The sequence below is a fragment of the Streptomyces sp. NPDC020965 genome (assembly GCF_044333555.1).
In the GTDB taxonomy this organism is placed as follows: domain Bacteria; phylum Actinomycetota; class Actinomycetes; order Streptomycetales; family Streptomycetaceae; genus Streptomyces.
In genome coordinates this window covers 433,491-450,103 of the sequence record NZ_JBIRRE010000007.1, presented here as the reverse complement: position 1 = coordinate 450,103, position 16,613 = coordinate 433,491, and the positions used below count along the sequence as shown (strand labels likewise).

Genomic DNA, 16,613 nt, shown 5'->3' with positions numbered 1-16,613 from the left:
CACCAGCCATCATCCCGCGAATCTGTCGCTCACCATCGTGTATAGCTGCCGCGCTCCCGGGCCCAGCCGGGGGCCGGCCAGCCAGCCGGCCGAGACCGGCCCGATGGAGGTGTTGGAGACCAACGCCAGCTCGCCGTTCTCCTGATTGGCGAACCAGCCTCCCCCGGAGGAGCCCCCGGTCATGGTGCAGCCGATGCGCCACATCGTCGGCGACTCGGGGGCGATGGAGAGCCGGCCTGGTCGATCGACGCACTTGTGCATGATCGCGCCGTTGAACGGGGGAGCGGCCGGATAGCCCCAGGCACCCATGGTGGCCACGTCCTCGGCGGCGGGGGCATCGAAGTCGACATCGAGCGCGACACCCACGGTCTCCTCCAGCGACGCGGAGCCGACCTTCGGTCGCACATGCATGACCGCGTAGTCGTACGGGGCGCCCGCGCCGTCGTCCGGGCCGCCCCGGCCGATCCACTCACCCGAGGTCGAGACCCAGTCCGCCCAGTACTGTCCGTACGGAGCGACTTCCTCCGGTGGCGCCGTACGGAGCGCCTCGGGTGAGTGGCCCTTGTCGTTGTAGGCGGGGACGAAGGCGATATTGCGGTACCAGCCACCGTCCCGCCCCGCGTGCACACAGTGCCCCGCCGTCCAGACCAGATTGGAGCCGCCCGGCTTCCGGGGATCCTTGACCACTGTCCCGGAGCAGACCATCGAACCGCCGGGGCCGTCGAAGAACACCTTGCCGACGGGAGCCGCGTTCCGGTGGTAGGGCCGCTGCTCCTCCTGGGCCTCGACCGGACGGGGCTCGGGGTCGGTGACACCGCGGTCCCCGGCGAGGTCGGTGGCCGCGAGGGTCCGCGCCGGAGCCCTGGCCGACGCCATGCGCTCTGGTTCCCAGAGGCCGTCGATGACTGGATTGATGAAGTCCGCGGCCTCCCGGAGCCATCGCTCCCGATCCCACTTCCGCCACGCGCCGTTCCGCCACTTATCGGGGTCGATGCCCCGCTCCCGCAGCCGGTCCGCCGCGTCCCGGGGCGGCCCGGCTCCGCCGGAGGGCAGGACGGCGCCCGGCGCGGTGGGTCCCTCGGCGGCCCGGTCCTCGATCGGCGCACAGGCGGTGACCGTCAGCGCGAGCGCCGCGACGAGACCGATGGCGCCCGACGACACTCGTACGATTCGCATGGAACGGTCCCCCCGGGGTTCGTCGAGTTCCAGTGAAGCGCGCCCGCCGAGCGGGGAGGTTACCGCCGGGCGAACTTCTTGCTGACGGATTCATAGACCGCCTTCGCCTCGGCACCCAGCCGGGGGCCGGCCAGCCAGCCGGCCGAGACCGGTCCGATCGAGGTGTTGGACACCAGGGCGGGCTTGCCGTCCCGACCCTCCGCCACCCAGCCACCCCCGGAGGAACCCCCGGTCATGGTGCAGCCGATGCGGTACATCGTCGGATCCTCCGCCCGGACGGAGAGTCGTCCCGGCTCGTCCGAGCACTGGAACATCCGCTCGCCGTCGAACGGCGCCGCAGCGGGGTAGCCGGTCGCCGTCAGGCTCTCGATCCTCGGCGCGGCGGGGGCGGCGAAGTCCACCGGCAGGGCCGAACCGACGGTCTCCTCCAGGGAGGTGCCCGCGCGCCCCTTCTCCGGCGTCACATGGATCACCGCGAAGTCGAACGGGGCGCCCTGACCACCGGTCTTGGCACCCTGACCGATCCATTCGTCCGAGGTCCGCGCCCAATCGCCCCACCAGACACCGTGCGGAGCGATCTCCTCCTTGGCGGTGTCGGCGGTGTTGGACCTGGCACTGTCGTTGTACGACGGCACGAACGCGATGTTGCGGTACCAGCCGCCCTTCTTCCCGGCGTGCACACAGTGCCCGGCCGTCCACACCATGTTGGACCTACCCGGGTTGGCCGGATCCTGGACGACTGTGGCGGAGCAGACCATCGAACCGTCCGGCCCGTCGAAGAAGACCTTCCCGGCCTCGGGAGCGCTCGTACGGTACGGAGCCTTCACGCCCTGCGCGTCGACCGCCGTGGGCGTCGGGTCGGTGATCCCCTCATCGGCGGAGATGTCCTCTGCGATCGGCTGCTGTGGGGGCTTCTCCGCCTTGCGCATCCGGTCCGGGTCCCACAGGTCCTCGATGATCGGGTTGACGAAGTCCTTCGCCTCGCGGAGCCACTTGTCCTTGTCCCAGTTCCGCCACTCGCCGTTCCGCCACTTGTCCAGATCGATCCCGTGTTCCTTGAGTCGATCCTTGATGTCGTCCGGAATGGTGAGCCGGTCGGCGAGACCCTGGCCGGCGGAGGCGCTCGGCTTGTCGCCCGCGCTCTCCTCGCCACCCGGACCACAGGCCGTGGCGGTCAGCGTGAGCACGGCGGCCACGGAGGCCGCTGCCAGTGTTGGACGAATGGGTCGCATGAATGATCCCCCTGAGACTTCGGTACTGCCGTGCTGGTGAAACCGTGGCCCCACGTCGTTGAACCGCGGAACTCCCGGAACCGCCGCGAACCTTACAAGGCGCCGCTCATCTGGTGGAGCGGTCCCTATGAACCGGGCGCCGATGGGGACGGCACCCGACGGTCCCGCGGTTCCCGTCAAGGATCTTCGCTCGGCCCGTGTTCCCCGGCGCGCCCCGTCGTTGGTACTCAGGGGGATACGGGGGAGACACCGTGAGCGTTCAGCTCCGACGAGTGTCATGCCCCCCGTACGGATGTGCGACGCGCTCGTGACAGCGCGACAGTGACCGCTGGAGGACCAACAGCCGTGGCCATCACCGAACCCGCCCCCGTGTCTCCGGTGCCACACGAGGCGATCCTGCGGAGGCAGTCGCTGCGCGAGTCGGCGGCCCGGACCTACGCCCGCTCACTGCCCATCGTCCCCGTGCGGGCGCGTGGGCTCACGATCGAGGGAGCGGACGGGCGCCGCTATCTCGACTGCCTCTCTGGGGCCGGCACCCTGGCGCTGGGCCACAACCATCCGGTGGTCCTCGAAGCGATCAAGGGGGTGATCGATTCCGGCGCCCCCCTGCACATCCTCGATCTCGCCACGCCGGTGAAGGACGCGTTCACCAGTGAACTGTTCGCCACCCTGCCGGCCGGGCTCGCCGATGACGCGCGGATCCAGTTCTGTGGGCCGGCCGGAACCGACGCAGTCGAGGCGGCTCTCAAGCTCGTCCGCACGGCGACCGGCCGCAGTGGACTGCTCGCCTTCACCGGGGCCTACCACGGGATGACGGCCGGAGCCCTGGACGCCTCCGGGGGCGCCACCGATGTCCGGGTGACCCGGCTGCCCTTCCCCCAGAACTACCGCTGTCCGTTCGGCGTCGGCGGTGAGCGTGGCGCCGAACTCGGGGCACGCTGGACCGAGAGCCTTCTCGACGATCCCAAGAGCGGAGTGCCCGCCCCGGCCGGAATGATCCTCGAACCCGTCCAGGGCGAGGGCGGGGTGAACCCGCCCCCGGACACCTGGATGCGCAGGATGCGAGAGATCACCGCGGCCCGCTCGATCCCCCTGATCGCGGACGAGGTCCAGACCGGCGTGGGGCGCACCGGAGCGTTCTGGGCCGTGGACCACAGTGGCGTCGTACCTGATGTCATGGTTCTCTCCAAAGCGATCGGTGGCTCCCTTCCCCTCGCTGTGATCGTCTACCGGTCCGAGCTGGACGTCTGGCAGCCCGGCACTCATGCGGGCACCTTCCGCGGCAATCAGCTCGCGATGGCTGCCGGGGCGGCGACCCTCGCCTTCGTACGCGAGAACCGGCTCGCCGACCGCGCCGCCACTCTCGGCGCCCGCATGTTGGGCCGTCTGCAGGGACTGGCCGCCAGGCACCCCTGCATCGGTGACGTACGAGGTCGGGGCCTGATGATCGGTGTCGAACTGGTCGACCCCGCGGCGGACGCGCCCGACGCCCTCGTCCCGCCGCCCGCCCCCGAACTCGCCGCCGCCGTCCAGCGGGAGTGCCTCGTCCGCGGCCTCATCATCGAACTCGGCGGCCGTCACAACGCCGTCGTCAGACTCCTCCCTCCGCTCACCCTCACCGACGAACAAGCCATGGCCGTCCTCGACCGGTTCGCTGACGCCCTGGCCGCGGCGGAACGCGCCCCCCGGCGAGCTGGCGCCCAACGAGCCGGTGCCTGAGGAGCCGACGCCTGACGAGCCGATGGAAACCGGCCCCTCTCCCGCCCCCGGCCCCTTCCTACCGGGACTGCCGGGACTGCCGGGACTGCCGGGCAGCCGGCCCGGTCCTCCCGATCCGGACAGCACACCCGCACAGCACATCCGGCCAGCCCACCCGAACGGAAGAACCGAACGGAAGAACCGAACGGAACACAAGGAACCCTTCATGAAACCCACTTCCGCATCCCCTCCTCAGGAGACCGTCGACGCGCACGCCCTGCCCGGTCGGGACGAGGCGGGCGACCACGGCCCTCACATGGGCGGCGCGTCGACGGTTCCCCGCCAGCACACCGAGGGGCGCGACGACCGGCAGTCCACCACCCCGTGTCCCGCCCCGGAGTCCACGACCGCCGATCCTCTCGACGATCCGGACCCCCGCCGTGCCGCGGACATGGCGGCCGTCGAGAACCTCCTCCGCTGCTGGGTGCGGGAGAACGACATCGCCGACCCCGACGAGCTCACTCTGCGCCTGCCCCTGCCCGCCAGCGGCACCGCACTGCTTGTCCCGGTAGCCCATTGGTCACCGACCGGATGGCACCGCTTCGGCCCGCCCGCACTGGAGAACGCGCCGTGCGATGCCCCGGCGACCGACGCCGTGACCGTCGCGGCCCTGCTCTGCCGAGAAGCCGGCCGGAGCGGAAGCGCCGACCTCGTCGGCCGGGTCGCCGACTCGGTGAACCGCACGGCCGACTTCATCACCGCACGCCGTGCTCAGCCCGCCCCGGCACCCGGCGTGGACCTCTTCCTCACCGCCGAGCAGTCCCTGCTGCTCGGTCACCCCCTGCACCCGACACCCAAGAGCCGCGAAGGGCTCTCCGACACCGAGGCCCGGCTCTATTCGCCGGAGGCGTACGGCTCCTTTCCGCTGCACTGGATGGCTGTCGACCGGACCGTCCTGTCGACCGAATCCGCCTGGACCGAACACGGCCGTACCGTGCCCGCCGAGCAACTCACCGCCCGGCTCCTCGGGGACCACTCCCTTCCCGACCACACCGTCGCCCTGCCCCTGCACCCCTGGCAGGCTCGGGAACTGGCTCACCGGCCCGCTGTCGCCTCCCTCCTCGCTTCCGGTCGGTTGTACGACCTCGGCCCCCTGGGCGAGCCCTGGTACCCAACGTCCTCGATCCGGACCGTCCATCGTCCGGGCGCTCCGGCCATGCTCAAGCTCTCGCTCGGCGTACGCATCACCAACTCCCGTCGGGAGAACCTCCGCAAAGAACTCCACCGCGGAGTCGAAGTCCACCGGCTGTTACGCACCGGACTCGGCGAACGCTGGCGAGCGGCCCACCCGGGCTTCGACATCGTGCGCGACCCCGCCTGGCTCGCCCTCGACACCTCGGCCGTGGACCCCCACGCAGGCGGGCCGGTGCCCGGCTTCGATGTCATGCTGCGCCACAATCCGTTCCGCCCCGAGGACGACGCCGTCTGTGTCGCGGCGCTCACCGCGCCCCGGCCGTGGCCAGGCCGACCCGGAACCCGGTCCCGTCTCACTCGGATCGTGACCCACCTGGCCGCCCGTAGCGGCAGGCCCACCGGAGCCGTCGCCACCGAGTGGTTCCTGCGCTACCTCGACCACGTCGTGCGCCCCGTGCTCTGGCTGGACGCCATCGCCGGTGTCGCCCTGGAAGCGCACCAGCAGAACACGATCGTCCTCCTTGATCCCCAGGGCTGGCCGGTCGGAGGCCGCTACCGCGACAACCAGGGCTACTACTTCCGCGAATCGCGCCGCGCTGATTTGGAGCACCGCCTCCCCGGCATCGGTTTGCTCAGCGACACCTTCGTCTCCGACGAGGTCACCGACGAGCGGTTTGCCTACTACCTCGGCATCAACAACATCCTCGGGCTGATCGGCGCCTTCGGCTCACAGCGCCTCGCCGACGAGCGGATGCTCATCGCCGCCCTGCGTCAGTTCCTCGCCACCGTCGACACGGGCTCGCCGCTACCGGCCCACCTGCTGGAATCGCCCACCCTGCGGGTGAAGGCCAACCTGCTCACTCGCATGCACGGACTGGACGAACTCATCGGCCCTGTCGACACCCAGTCCGTCTACGTCACCATGGCCAACCCCCTTCATCCCTGATCGCCTCCGACATCCCCTACCGAGCCGATACTCCGAACGATCTGCGAGAGGAGAGCCCCACCGTGCAACCCACCGACGCGGGCACCGGCACTGGAACCGGTACCTCCGCCCAGCTCGCAGGGGGTGTCGACGACACCCTTGAGCTGCGACTCCCGGAACAACTTCTCGCCATGCTGCGCGAGGACGACCTGTCCGACTCCGCGCACACGGACACCACCACTCCCACCGATCTGCTGGACAACCTCCCCGACTGGGGCCCGATCCCCCTGCCATCGGGAGACTTCCAGCTCCTCCCCGTACGCATGGACCGGGACCTGGCCCTGATCAGCGACTGGATGAACGACCCTGTGGTCGCCGCCTTCTGGGACCTGAACGGCGCGGCATCCGTCACCGCATCCCACCTGCGGGCCCAACTCGACGGTGACGGACGCAGTGTTCCCTGCCTCGGTGTGCTCGACAGCCTCCCTATGGGCTACTTCGAGATCTACCGCGCCGACCTCGACCCCCTGGCGCGCCACTACCCCGCCCGCCCTCATGACACTGGTATCCACCTCCTGATCGGTGGGGTCAGCCATCGCGGACGTGGACTCGGCTCTGCCCTGGTCAGAGCCGTCGCCGACCTCATCCTCGACAAACGCCCCGCGTGTTCCCGCGTCATCGCGGAGCCCGACCTCCGCAATACCCCCTCCATCTCGGCCTTTCTGAGCGGCGGCTTCCGCTTCTCCGCCGAACTCGAACTTCCCGACAGACGAGCCGCCCTGATGATCCGCGAACGCGCGCTCCGGAACGCGCTGTGAACGACCCGCTGCCTTTCATACACCGCTCGCCCCGCATCGGTTCCGCCCCGTGATTCCCGCGCTGGACCCTCCCGTCCCGCACCAGGCGACCTCCGGCCGTGCCCGCTGCTCTTGCCCATCCCCGTACGGCCCGTCCCCCTCTCGCGCGCAGATGCGCGCGAGAGGGGGGACAAGAAGCATGCAGCTCGGCGACCGACAACCCGTGCGCCCGGTCGGCCGGGGGTGTCATTCGTGCGGGCCGCGATCCGGACGGGCACGGGTGACGGCGGTGACCAGCATGACCAGAGGGACTGAGGCGGCAAGAAGGGCGGAGGTGGCAAGAAGGGCGGAGGTGCCATCGGCCCTCGGGGGAGCTGACCCCGGCCCACCAGGACCTCGGCCGGATCGGATCGGAATGTCAGTGGTGAGCCTTAGGGTGGACGCCCTATGACGAAGCCATCCCTCCCTGAACTCCTCCACGCCGCTGTCACCGCCGTCGGCGGTGTGGAAAGGCCCGGCCAGCTCGCCATGGCCGAAGCCGTCGCCGAAGCCGTCGACACCGGCTCCCACCTGCTCGTCCAGGCCGGCACCGGCACCGGAAAATCCCTTGGATATCTGGTCCCGGCGGTGGCACACGGGGAGCGGGTGGTGATCGCCACGGCGACACTGGCCCTCCAGCGCCAGCTCGTCGAGCGCGATCTGCCACGGACGGTCGACGCACTGCATCCGCTGCTGCGCCGCCGCCCGGAGTTCGCCATGCTCAAGGGGAGGTCGAATTACCTCTGCCTCCACCGGCTGCACGAAGGGGTTCCGCAGGAAGAGGAGGAAGGGCTCTTCGATCAGTTCGAAGCCGCCGCCCCGACCAGCAAACTCGGACAGGATCTGCTGCGGATGCGGGACTGGGCCGACGAGACCGAGACCGGCGACCGTGACGCGCTGACGCCGGGGGTCTCCGACCGCGCCTGGTCGCAGGTCTCCGTCACATCCCGCGAATGCCTGGGCGCCAGTAAATGCGCGTACGGCGCGGACTGCTTCGCCGAGATGGCCAGGGAGCGGGCCAAGCTCTCCGACGTCGTGGTCACCAACCATGCCCTCCTCGCCATCGACGCCATCGAAGGCGCCCCGGTGCTCCCGTCCCACGAGGTGCTGGTCATCGACGAGGCCCATGAACTGGTCTCCCGTGTCACCGGCGCAGCCACGGGTGAGCTGACCCCCGGCCAGGTCAACCGGGCCGTGCGCCGGGCCGCCAAGCTGGTCGACGAGAAGGCCGCGGACTCGTTGCAGACGGCCGCCGAGACCTTCGAGCGGCTGATGGAGCTGGCTCTGCCCGGCCGGCTGGAGGAGATCCCCGACGATCTTGGCTATGCCCTGGTGGCGCTGCGCGACGCCTCGCGCAATGTCATCTCGGCCCTCGGTGCCACCCGTGACAAGTCCGTCCAGGATGAGGACGTCGTCCGCAAGCAGGCCAGGGCCTCCGTCGAGAGCGTCCACGACGTCGCGGAGCGCATCACTCAGGGATCCGAGTACGACGTCGTCTGGTACGATCGCCATGATCGTTTCGGCGCGTCGCTGCGAGTGGCGCCGATGACGGTCTCCGGACTGCTGCGCGAGAAGCTGTTCGCCGACCGTTCAGTGGTGCTGACCTCCGCGACGCTCAAGCTCGGCGGCGACTTCAACGGCGTGGGCGCGTCCCTGGGGCTCTCCCCCGAAGGGACCGAGGGCGACGACGTCCCGCAGTGGAAGGGCCTCGACGTCGGTTCGCCCTTCGACTATCCCCGGCAGGGGATTCTCTATGTGGCCCGGCACCTGTCCGCGCCGGGTCGGGAGGGATCCCGGGGCGACATGATGGATGAGCTGGCCGAGCTGGTGGAGGCGGCCGGGGGCCGGACACTCGGACTGTTCTCCTCCATGCGCGCCGCGCAGGCGGCGGCCGAAGAACTGCGCGGCCGGCTCGACAAGCCGATCCTGCTGCAGGGGGAGGAGACACTCGGCGAATTGATCAAGTCTTTCGCCGCGGACCCCGAGACCTGTCTCTTTGGGACGCTCTCACTGTGGCAGGGAGTGGATGTGCCGGGGCCAAGCTGCCAGTTGGTGGTGATGGACCGGATCCCGTTCCCCCGGCCCGACGACCCGCTGATGAGCGCTCGGCAGAAAGCGGTGGAGGAGGCTGGTGGCAATGGCTTCATGGCGGTCGCCGCGACCCATGCCGCCCTGCTGATGGCCCAGGGCGCCGGACGTCTCGTCCGGGCCACGGGTGACCGGGGCGTCGTCGCGGTGTTGGACCCTCGGCTGGCCAACGCCCGGTACGGCAGCTATCTGAAGGCGTCACTGCCCGACTTCTGGTACACGACAGACCGCAATCAGGTCCGGCGCTCGCTGGCCGCGATCGACGCCAAGGCGACGGCGGAGGGGAAGTAGGCCGTCCGAAGCCCCGGGCTGTCGTCGGGCCCGGGACTTCGGGCCGGACTCTCAGGGGTACCGACCTCGCGTCGTACACGGCAGGGCCCCGGAACCGGCGCAGTGGGTTCCGGGGCCCGGTCAGGGGCGGTGGTGTGTCACACCCGCCGCAGCACTGCCACGACCTTGCCGAGAATGGTCGCCTCATCGCCGGGAATCGGCTGGTAGGCGGCATTGTGCGGGAGGAGCCAGACATGGCCGCTCTCCCGCTTGAAGCGCTTGACCGTCGCCTCGCCGTCCAGCATCGCGGCCACGATGTCGCCATTCTCCGCGACGGGCTGACGGCGGACGGTCACCCAGTCGCCGTCGCAGATGGCGGCCTCGATCATCGAGTCACCGACGACCTTCAGAACGAACAGCTCGCCGTCTCCGACGAGCTGCCGGGGCAGTGGGAAGACATCCTCGACCGACTCCTCCGCGAGGATCGGACCACCAGCCGCGATACGGCCGACCAGGGGGACGTATGACGCGGCGGGCTTGCCGGTGGTGTCCGTCGGCTGGGTGCTGGGCTGGTCGGAGCCGCGGACCTCGTACGCCCTGGGCCGATGAGGGTCGCGGCGCAGGAAGCCCTTCCGCTCCAGGGCCATCAGCTGATGAGCCACCGAAGAGGTGCTGGACAGGCCCACGGCTTGGCCGATCTCGCGCATGGACGGTGGGTACCCCCGGCGCTGCACGGAGTCACGGATCACCTCGATGACGCGCCGCTGTCGATCAGTGAGGCCGGAGCTGTCCGCCCTGATTCCTGGAGGTCGGCCGGGCAGCGAGCGCGTGGGCCGGGAGGGCTCTGCGCCGTCGGAGGTCGTGGCTGCGTCGTTCATGGCATGTACCGGCTCGAATCGGCTCTGGGAGCGGTCCTGGGCAGTGATGGTGGCACTGTCTGCGGTGGTGGTCACGTCGGCCCCTCTCGAATGGTCTCCCTAGCTGGACAACGGTAGTTGGTTTCGAAAGGTTGCGCCAAACACACGTTCGAGTGAAATATTGCAATGCGTCTTACGTGTCCACGCGATTGGGTGTATGCGCGAATCATTGCGTCGCGAAGAACCGGATCGCGAAGGCGGAACGCCGAAACGGCCCCACGGCAATTCGGGCCATTACGGTAACCTTTCCCGGCGCCGGTCGGAGCGGCGGGGTGCGTTCAGTCTCGCATCGGGCGGTCCTGAATTCGGGGAGCCGGACCCGGAATCCTGAGAGCCGCGCGTTTCCCGCTAGGCTCGTCTTCCGGTTCCCGAGGTCCCCGACGTGCGCGTTGCGCGAACCCGCCCCCAGGCTTCCCGGTGCCGCGGCGTCACCGCTCGTACGCCCTCCGCGATCAGGGTCCGTCGGGCGACACGCGACGGGTGGCGTAACGCGGCCAAACCCCAGATCTAGTGGTTGGATTGTGCGTGCCGCCCAAGTGTTGTGGTCCCCGGTCTCTGGGGGTCGAGCTCATCGCCTATGCTGGGGGCTGCTTCGAAGGGTTCCGACAGGGCCGTCGAGGCCATCCAGTCGTGCTGTGAAGGAGGGTTGGGAACCATGCACTGCCCCTTCTGCAGGCACCCCGACAGTCGGGTCGTCGACAGTCGCACCACCGACGACGGGACGTCGATTCGGCGTCGTCGGCAGTGCCCCGACTGCTCCCGGCGGTTCACGACGGTGGAAACCGCTTCGCTGATGGTGATCAAGCGCAGCGGGGTGACCGAGCCTTTCAGCCGTATCAAGGTCATCAGTGGCGTGCGCAAAGCGTGCCAGGGGCGTCCGGTCACCGAGGACGCCCTCGCCCAGCTCGGCCAGCGGGTCGAAGAGGCGGTGCGGGCCACCGGTAGCGCCGAGCTGACCACCCACGACGTGGGGCTGGCCATACTCGGCCCGCTGCAGGAACTCGACCTCGTCGCCTACCTGCGCTTCGCGTCCGTGTACCGGGCGTTCGATTCACTCGAAGACTTTGAGGCCGCCATCGCGGAGCTCCGCGAGGAGCGGCCACCCACAGAGAAGTGCGGGACGTGCGAGGCCGTCGAGGTCCCCGTCCCCGCCATCGCCGCCGACTGAGCGAAGCCGAGCGCAGTGGCTCGGGCCCGCCCGACCGGTCTCCCGGTCGGGCGCAGGGCGGCAACACGATCTGTCATGGGCGCTGTGATGCGCCCGCGACATGCAGACACAGACTGTGCCCCGGGAAGATCTGGGCACTTCAGGGCGTTTTTGCCCGTATATGGGAGGCGGCATGACAGAGACGACGAGCGGCCCGGCACGAGGGTCCCGCGCCAAGGGGACCAAGGCCAGCAAGGGTCTGCGCATCGAGCGAGTCCACACCACCCCCGGCGTGCACCCGTACGACGAGGTGGTCTGGGAGCGCCGTGACGTCGTCATGACCAACTGGCGCGACGGCTCGGTCAACTTCGAGCAGCGTGGCGTCGAGTTTCCCGACTTCTGGTCGGTCAACGCGGTCAACATCGTCACCAGTAAGTACTTCCGCGGGGCCGTTGGCACCCCGCAGCGCGAGACCGGTCTCAAGCAGCTCATCGACCGGATCGTGAAGACCTACCGGAAGGCCGGCGAGGACCACAAGTACTTCGCCTCGCCCGCCGACGCCGAGATCTTCGAGCACGAGCTGGCGTACGCCCTCCTGCACCAGATCTTCAGCTTCAACTCCCCGGTGTGGTTCAACGTCGGCACGCCTCAGCCGCAGCAGGTCTCGGCCTGCTTCATCCTTGCCGTCGACGACTCCATGGAGTCGATCCTCGACTGGTACAAGGAAGAGGGCATGATCTTCAAGGGCGGTTCCGGCGCTGGCCTGAACCTGTCCCGCATCCGTTCCTCCAAGGAACTGCTCTCCTCCGGTGGTAACGCCTCCGGCCCGGTCTCCTTCATGCGGGGCGCCGACGCCTCCGCCGGAACGATCAAGTCCGGTGGCGCCACCCGGCGCGCAGCCAAGATGGTCATCCTCGATGTCGACCACCCCGACATCGAGAGCTTCATCCAGACCAAGGTGACGGAAGAGGAGAAGATCCGCGCCCTGCGGGACGCGGGCTTCGACATGGACCTGGGCGGCGACGACATCACGTCCGTCCAGTACCAGAACGCCAACAACTCGGTCCGGGTGAACGACGAGTTCATGACGGCCGTCGAGAACGGCTCCAAGTTCGGGCTCCGCGCCCGGATGACCGGTGACGTCATCGAAGAGGTCGACGCCAAGTCGCTCTTCCGCAAGATGGCCGAGGCGGCGTGGGCCTGCGCTGACCCCGGTATCCAGTACGACGACACGATCAACCACTGGCACACCTGTCCCGAGTCCGGCCGGATCAACGGCTCGAACCCGTGCAGCGAGTACATGCACCTGGACAACACGTCCTGCAACCTCGCCTCGCTGAACCTGATGAAGTTCCTCAAGGACGACGGCGAGGGCAACCAGTCCTTCGACGTCGACCGCTTCGCCAAGGTCGTCGAGCTGGTCATCACCGCGATGGACATCTCGATCTGCTTCGCCGACTTCCCGACGCAGAAGATCGGCGAGAACACCCGCGCCTTCCGCCAGTTGGGCATCGGCTACGCCAACCTCGGCGCCCTGCTGATGGCCACCGGCCACGCGTACGACAGTGACGGCGGCCGGGCCCTGGCCGGGGCCATCACCTCGCTGATGACGGGTACCTCGTACCGGCGCTCCGCCGAGCTGGCCGCCGTCGTCGGCCCGTACGACGGCTACGCCCGTAACGCGGCTCCGCACAACCGCGTCATGAAGCAGCACGCCGACGCCAACGCCACCGCCTTCCGTACGGACGACCTGGACTCCCCGGTCTGGGCCGCCGCCACGGAGGCATGGCAGGACGTGATCCGGCTGGGCGAGCGGAACGGTTTCCGCAACGCGCAGGCGTCCGTCATCGCCCCGACCGGCACCATTGGTCTGGCGATGTCCTGCGACACCACCGGCCTGGAGCCCGACCTCGCGCTGGTCAAGTTCAAGAAGCTGGTCGGCGGCGGCTCGATGCAGATCGTCAACGGCACGGTTCCGCAGGCGCTGCGCCGCCTCGGCTACCAGCCGGAGCAGATCGAGGCGATCGTCGCCCACATCGCCGAGAACGGCATTGTGGTCGGCGCGCCCGCTCTGAAGACCGAGCACTACGAGGTCTTCGACTGCGCCATGGGCGAGCGTTCCATCTCCGCGATGGGCCATGTCCGCATGATGGCCGCGATCCAGCCGTGGATCTCCGGCGCGCTCTCCAAGACGGTCAACATGCCGGAGTCGGCGACCGTCGAAGAGGTCGAGGAGATCTACTTCAAGGCGTGGAAGATGGGCGTCAAGGCGCTCGCGATCTACCGCGACAACTGCAAGGTCGGCCAGCCCCTCTCCGCGAAGACCAAGGAGAAGGAGAAGGCCGAGGTCACCGAGAAGGCCGAGGACGCCATCCGGTCCGCGGTCGAGAAGGTCGTCGAGTACCGCCCGGTCCGCAAGCGCCTCCCGAAGGGCCGCCCCGGCATCACCACCTCGTTCACCGTCGGTGGCGCCGAGGGGTACATGACCGCCAATTCCTACCCGGACGACGGTCTCGGCGAGGTCTTCCTGAAGATGTCCAAGCAGGGGTCCACCCTCGCGGGCATGATGGACGCCTTCTCGATCGCCGTCTCGGTCGGTCTGCAGTACGGCGTTCCGCTGGAGACCTACGTCTCGAAGTTCACGAACATGCGCTTCGAGCCGGCCGGCATGACGGACGACCCGGACGTACGGATGGCGCAGTCGATCGTCGACTACATCTTCCGTCGCCTGGCGCTCGACTTCCTGCCCTTCGAGACCCGTTCCGCCCTTGGCATCCACTCGGCCGAGGAGCGTCAGCGTCACCTGGACACGGGCTCGTACGAGCAGTCCGTGGACGATGTCGAGCTGGACGTCGAGAGCCTCGCGCAGTCCGCGCCGCTCAAGCGGGAGCCGGTGGCGATCACCGCCCCGGTCGCCGAGGTCCCGGCGCCGAAGCAGGTGCACACCTCTGCGGAGCTGGTCGAGATGCAGCTGGGCATCAGCGCCGACGCGCCGCTCTGCTTCTCCTGCGGTACGAAGATGCAGCGGGCGGGCTCCTGCTACATCTGCGAGGGCTGCGGCTCGACCAGCGGTTGCAGCTGAAACCGGGCGGACGCGCGTCCGACGCGGCAGTGAGCAGCATCTGCAGCCGGGTCCGCTGAGGGCGCTGAGCCGCACGTGAGAGGGTGTCGACCATCGGTCGGCACCCTCTCCGGCGTTGCGAATCGCGCGGCCTCCGTGTCGTCCCACCGCTCTCGACCACGAGCGCCGGCAGCCTGCTGAGGAACCCGACCACCTCGGGGGCGGCGCCACGCTGTCACCGGAGGTGAGCCGGGCGATCCGCTCGCGGTGCCACTGCCGCTGCCGGATCTCAGCCCGCAGTCGGTCGTCGATGTCCGCGATCGCCGCGGCGAACTCCTCCTGGTCGGCCCGTAGTAGTTTCTGCACGCGTGCCAGCGGAACGCCGGCCTCCGCGAGGGTCCGGATCTTGATCAGTTCGACCACGGCGTCCGCGTCGTACCACCGGTAGCCAGAATGGTCCCGCGCCGTCTCCGGCAGGGCAGGAGACCCTTGGCGTGGTAGTGCGTCACCGCACATACGGTGACTCCGGCGTACGACGCCAGTTCGCCGATGGTCAGCATCGGACCGGTCTCGGGGAGTGTGCGAGCCGGGGCACCCGAGCCCAGGAAGATCCAAACGAGAGGCTCCGGGGGCTGTCCCGTAGTCTCCGGCGACCGCCACGGATCACTGGCCGTGCTGAGAGGTTGCCCCTGCGTCAAGGGCAACCGGTGGTGTGGCGGAGGGCACCGATGGCGGGTCGGTGCCCTCCGCCGCGCGCGCCCGCTCCGACGGCGGACTACTCCTCGACGGCGCCGTCCACCGCCCGCAGATGTTCGCGGAAGGTGAGGGACGGATCCTGTCCGCGCCGGGTGAGGTAGGTGTCGAAGCGGAGCTGCTCGCGGAGGGAGGTGCCCGCGTGGATCCGCTCGGCCTGGCGCCGCTCGGTGTCACGGATTCCCTCGGCGAGCGTGCACAACTCGTCGGCACGGGCCGCCGATAGAAAGATCACTCCGTCGTCGTCGCCCAGGACCATGTCCGCGCGGGACACTGTCCACCGCCCCACGGTGGCGGACTCCAGGGCCTCCGGATGCCGGGCCGCGGGGCTCAGGGGCCCGTTGGCGGTCGCACCCAGACTGAAGAGGGGCAGGCCGATCGCACGGAGCTCGGCGGTGTCGCGGTGCAGACCCCAGATCACGACTCCCGCCAGACCGGCACCCCGGGCCTCCAGCGCCATGAGGTCACCGACGCATGCCTCGTCGAGCCGCCCGCCGTTGTCCGCGACCAGGACGTCACCAGGAGCGGCACTCTCGAACGCCTCCAGGAAGACATCGACACTGCCGGTGTGACGAGCGGGCAGGACCCGCCCCGCCAGACGGTCGCCGGCGACCAGGGAACGCAGGGGCGTGGGGGCGCAGCGCACCGGGAGCCCGGCGCGGACGCAGGCGTCCGCCAGATGGGCCGTCGTCAGCGTCGCGAAACGCCGTCGAAGCTCATGGTCGTCCACGGAGGATTCCTCTCAGCGGCGGGTGCTTCCGGCACCGCCCGGCCAGGGCCCGCGTCAGCGGGCTTCGCCGCCCATCAGCGTGAGGAACGCCTGCGGGTCGGTGTCGAAGCCGCGGACGGTCTCATGGAAGCGCCAGCCGGCCGTCTCGTCACGGACGAACTCCGCGACGACCGAGGCCGTGTGGCCCGAAAGCTCCCGGAAGTCGTTCGCCCACAGCTCGGTGTGTCCCTCGGCGATCTTCACCTGGGTGTTGGGTACGTCGCCGAACGTCCGCCGGCCGTCGCGCTGCTGAATGACCACGCCCACCACGACCCGTCCGTACACCGGGGCCAGTCGTTCGAACTCCAGCGTCATGACCTCGTCGGAGCCGAAGCCCTGACCGGTCTTGCTGTCCCGGGTGAGGATGATCGTGCCGTCGGGTGACCGGCTGTCGAAGTGCACCACGTACGCGGGATCGCCGTGCGGTGCGTCCTTCGGGTACGTCGCGGCGACGAGGTCGAGGTCATGGGCGGCCGCGCCCAGTGGGCTCGGATCCCACCGGAGGCTTACCTCGACCTTGCGGACGCCCTTGTTCAGGCTGCTCACC

Annotated in this window: 11 protein-coding genes and 1 pseudogene; 6 read left to right on the top strand and 6 right to left on the bottom strand. The window is 69.3% G+C overall.

What is annotated here, in order from left to right; genetic code table 11:
- Positions 1–9: 9 nt before the first annotated feature.
- Together ACH4S7_RS23170 and ACH4S7_RS23165 are read right to left on the bottom strand one after the other, a co-directional pair.
- Positions 10–1,176, bottom strand: a complete 1,167-nt coding sequence (locus ACH4S7_RS23170; RefSeq protein WP_398523136.1) for a trypsin-like serine peptidase — start codon at positions 1,174–1,176, stop codon at positions 10–12.
- Between the two features lie 59 nt (positions 1,177–1,235).
- Positions 1,236–2,408 (bottom strand): trypsin-like serine peptidase, encoded by a 1,173-nt coding sequence (locus tag ACH4S7_RS23165; RefSeq protein ID WP_398523135.1) that lies wholly within the window; start codon positions 2,406–2,408, stop codon positions 1,236–1,238.
- 345 nt (positions 2,409–2,753) lie between these two features.
- Between ACH4S7_RS23165 and ACH4S7_RS23160 the strand changes: the two genes are divergently transcribed.
- The 4 genes from ACH4S7_RS23160 (at position 2,754) to ACH4S7_RS23145 (ending at position 9,440) form a co-directional block, all read left to right on the top strand.
- Positions 2,754–4,127 carry a diaminobutyrate--2-oxoglutarate transaminase family protein gene (locus tag ACH4S7_RS23160; RefSeq protein WP_398523134.1) on the top strand — a complete coding sequence of 458 codons (1,374 nt, stop codon included), beginning with the start codon at positions 2,754–2,756 and terminating at the stop codon, positions 4,125–4,127.
- 205 nt (positions 4,128–4,332) lie between these two features.
- Entirely contained in the window at positions 4,333–6,246 is a 1,914-nt protein-coding gene (locus ACH4S7_RS23155; protein WP_398523133.1) for an IucA/IucC family protein, read from the top strand.
- A gap of 62 nt (positions 6,247–6,308) precedes the next feature.
- Positions 6,309–7,043 (top strand): GNAT family N-acetyltransferase, encoded by a 735-nt coding sequence (locus ACH4S7_RS23150; protein WP_398523132.1) that lies wholly within the window; start codon positions 6,309–6,311, stop codon positions 7,041–7,043.
- Between the two features lie 426 nt (positions 7,044–7,469).
- Positions 7,470–9,440, top strand: a complete 1,971-nt coding sequence (locus ACH4S7_RS23145; protein WP_398523131.1) for an ATP-dependent DNA helicase — start codon at positions 7,470–7,472, stop codon at positions 9,438–9,440.
- Between the two features lie 137 nt (positions 9,441–9,577).
- Here the strand turns inward: ACH4S7_RS23145 and lexA are convergent, their stop codons facing one another.
- The gene (lexA, locus tag ACH4S7_RS23140; RefSeq protein ID WP_398523130.1) at positions 9,578–10,372 is read right to left on the bottom strand and encodes a transcriptional repressor LexA; all 795 of its coding nucleotides are present in this window, start codon (positions 10,370–10,372) and stop codon (positions 9,578–9,580) included.
- 619 nt (positions 10,373–10,991) lie between these two features.
- Between lexA and nrdR the strand changes: the two genes are divergently transcribed.
- Both nrdR and ACH4S7_RS23130 read left to right on the top strand, forming a co-directional pair.
- Complete coding sequence (gene nrdR, locus ACH4S7_RS23135) at positions 10,992–11,504, top strand: transcriptional regulator NrdR (RefSeq protein WP_398523129.1); 513 nt, start codon at positions 10,992–10,994, stop codon at positions 11,502–11,504.
- Between the two features lie 172 nt (positions 11,505–11,676).
- The gene (locus ACH4S7_RS23130; protein ID WP_398523128.1) at positions 11,677–14,565 is read left to right on the top strand and encodes a vitamin B12-dependent ribonucleotide reductase; all 2,889 of its coding nucleotides are present in this window, start codon (positions 11,677–11,679) and stop codon (positions 14,563–14,565) included.
- A gap of 151 nt (positions 14,566–14,716) precedes the next feature.
- On the opposite strand, the pseudogene ACH4S7_RS23125 reads toward ACH4S7_RS23130, so the two are convergent.
- The 3 genes and pseudogenes from ACH4S7_RS23125 to ACH4S7_RS23115 all read right to left on the bottom strand — a co-directional run.
- Positions 14,717–15,104: pseudogene (locus ACH4S7_RS23125) on the bottom strand (MerR family transcriptional regulator); the annotation flags it as partial.
- A gap of 215 nt (positions 15,105–15,319) precedes the next feature.
- The gene (locus ACH4S7_RS23120; RefSeq protein ID WP_398523127.1) at positions 15,320–16,027 is read right to left on the bottom strand and encodes an RraA family protein; all 708 of its coding nucleotides are present in this window, start codon (positions 16,025–16,027) and stop codon (positions 15,320–15,322) included.
- A gap of 54 nt (positions 16,028–16,081) precedes the next feature.
- Positions 16,082–16,612 (bottom strand): TerD family protein, encoded by a 531-nt coding sequence (locus ACH4S7_RS23115; RefSeq protein ID WP_398523126.1) that lies wholly within the window; start codon positions 16,610–16,612, stop codon positions 16,082–16,084.
- Between the last annotated feature and the right edge of the window lies 1 nt (position 16,613).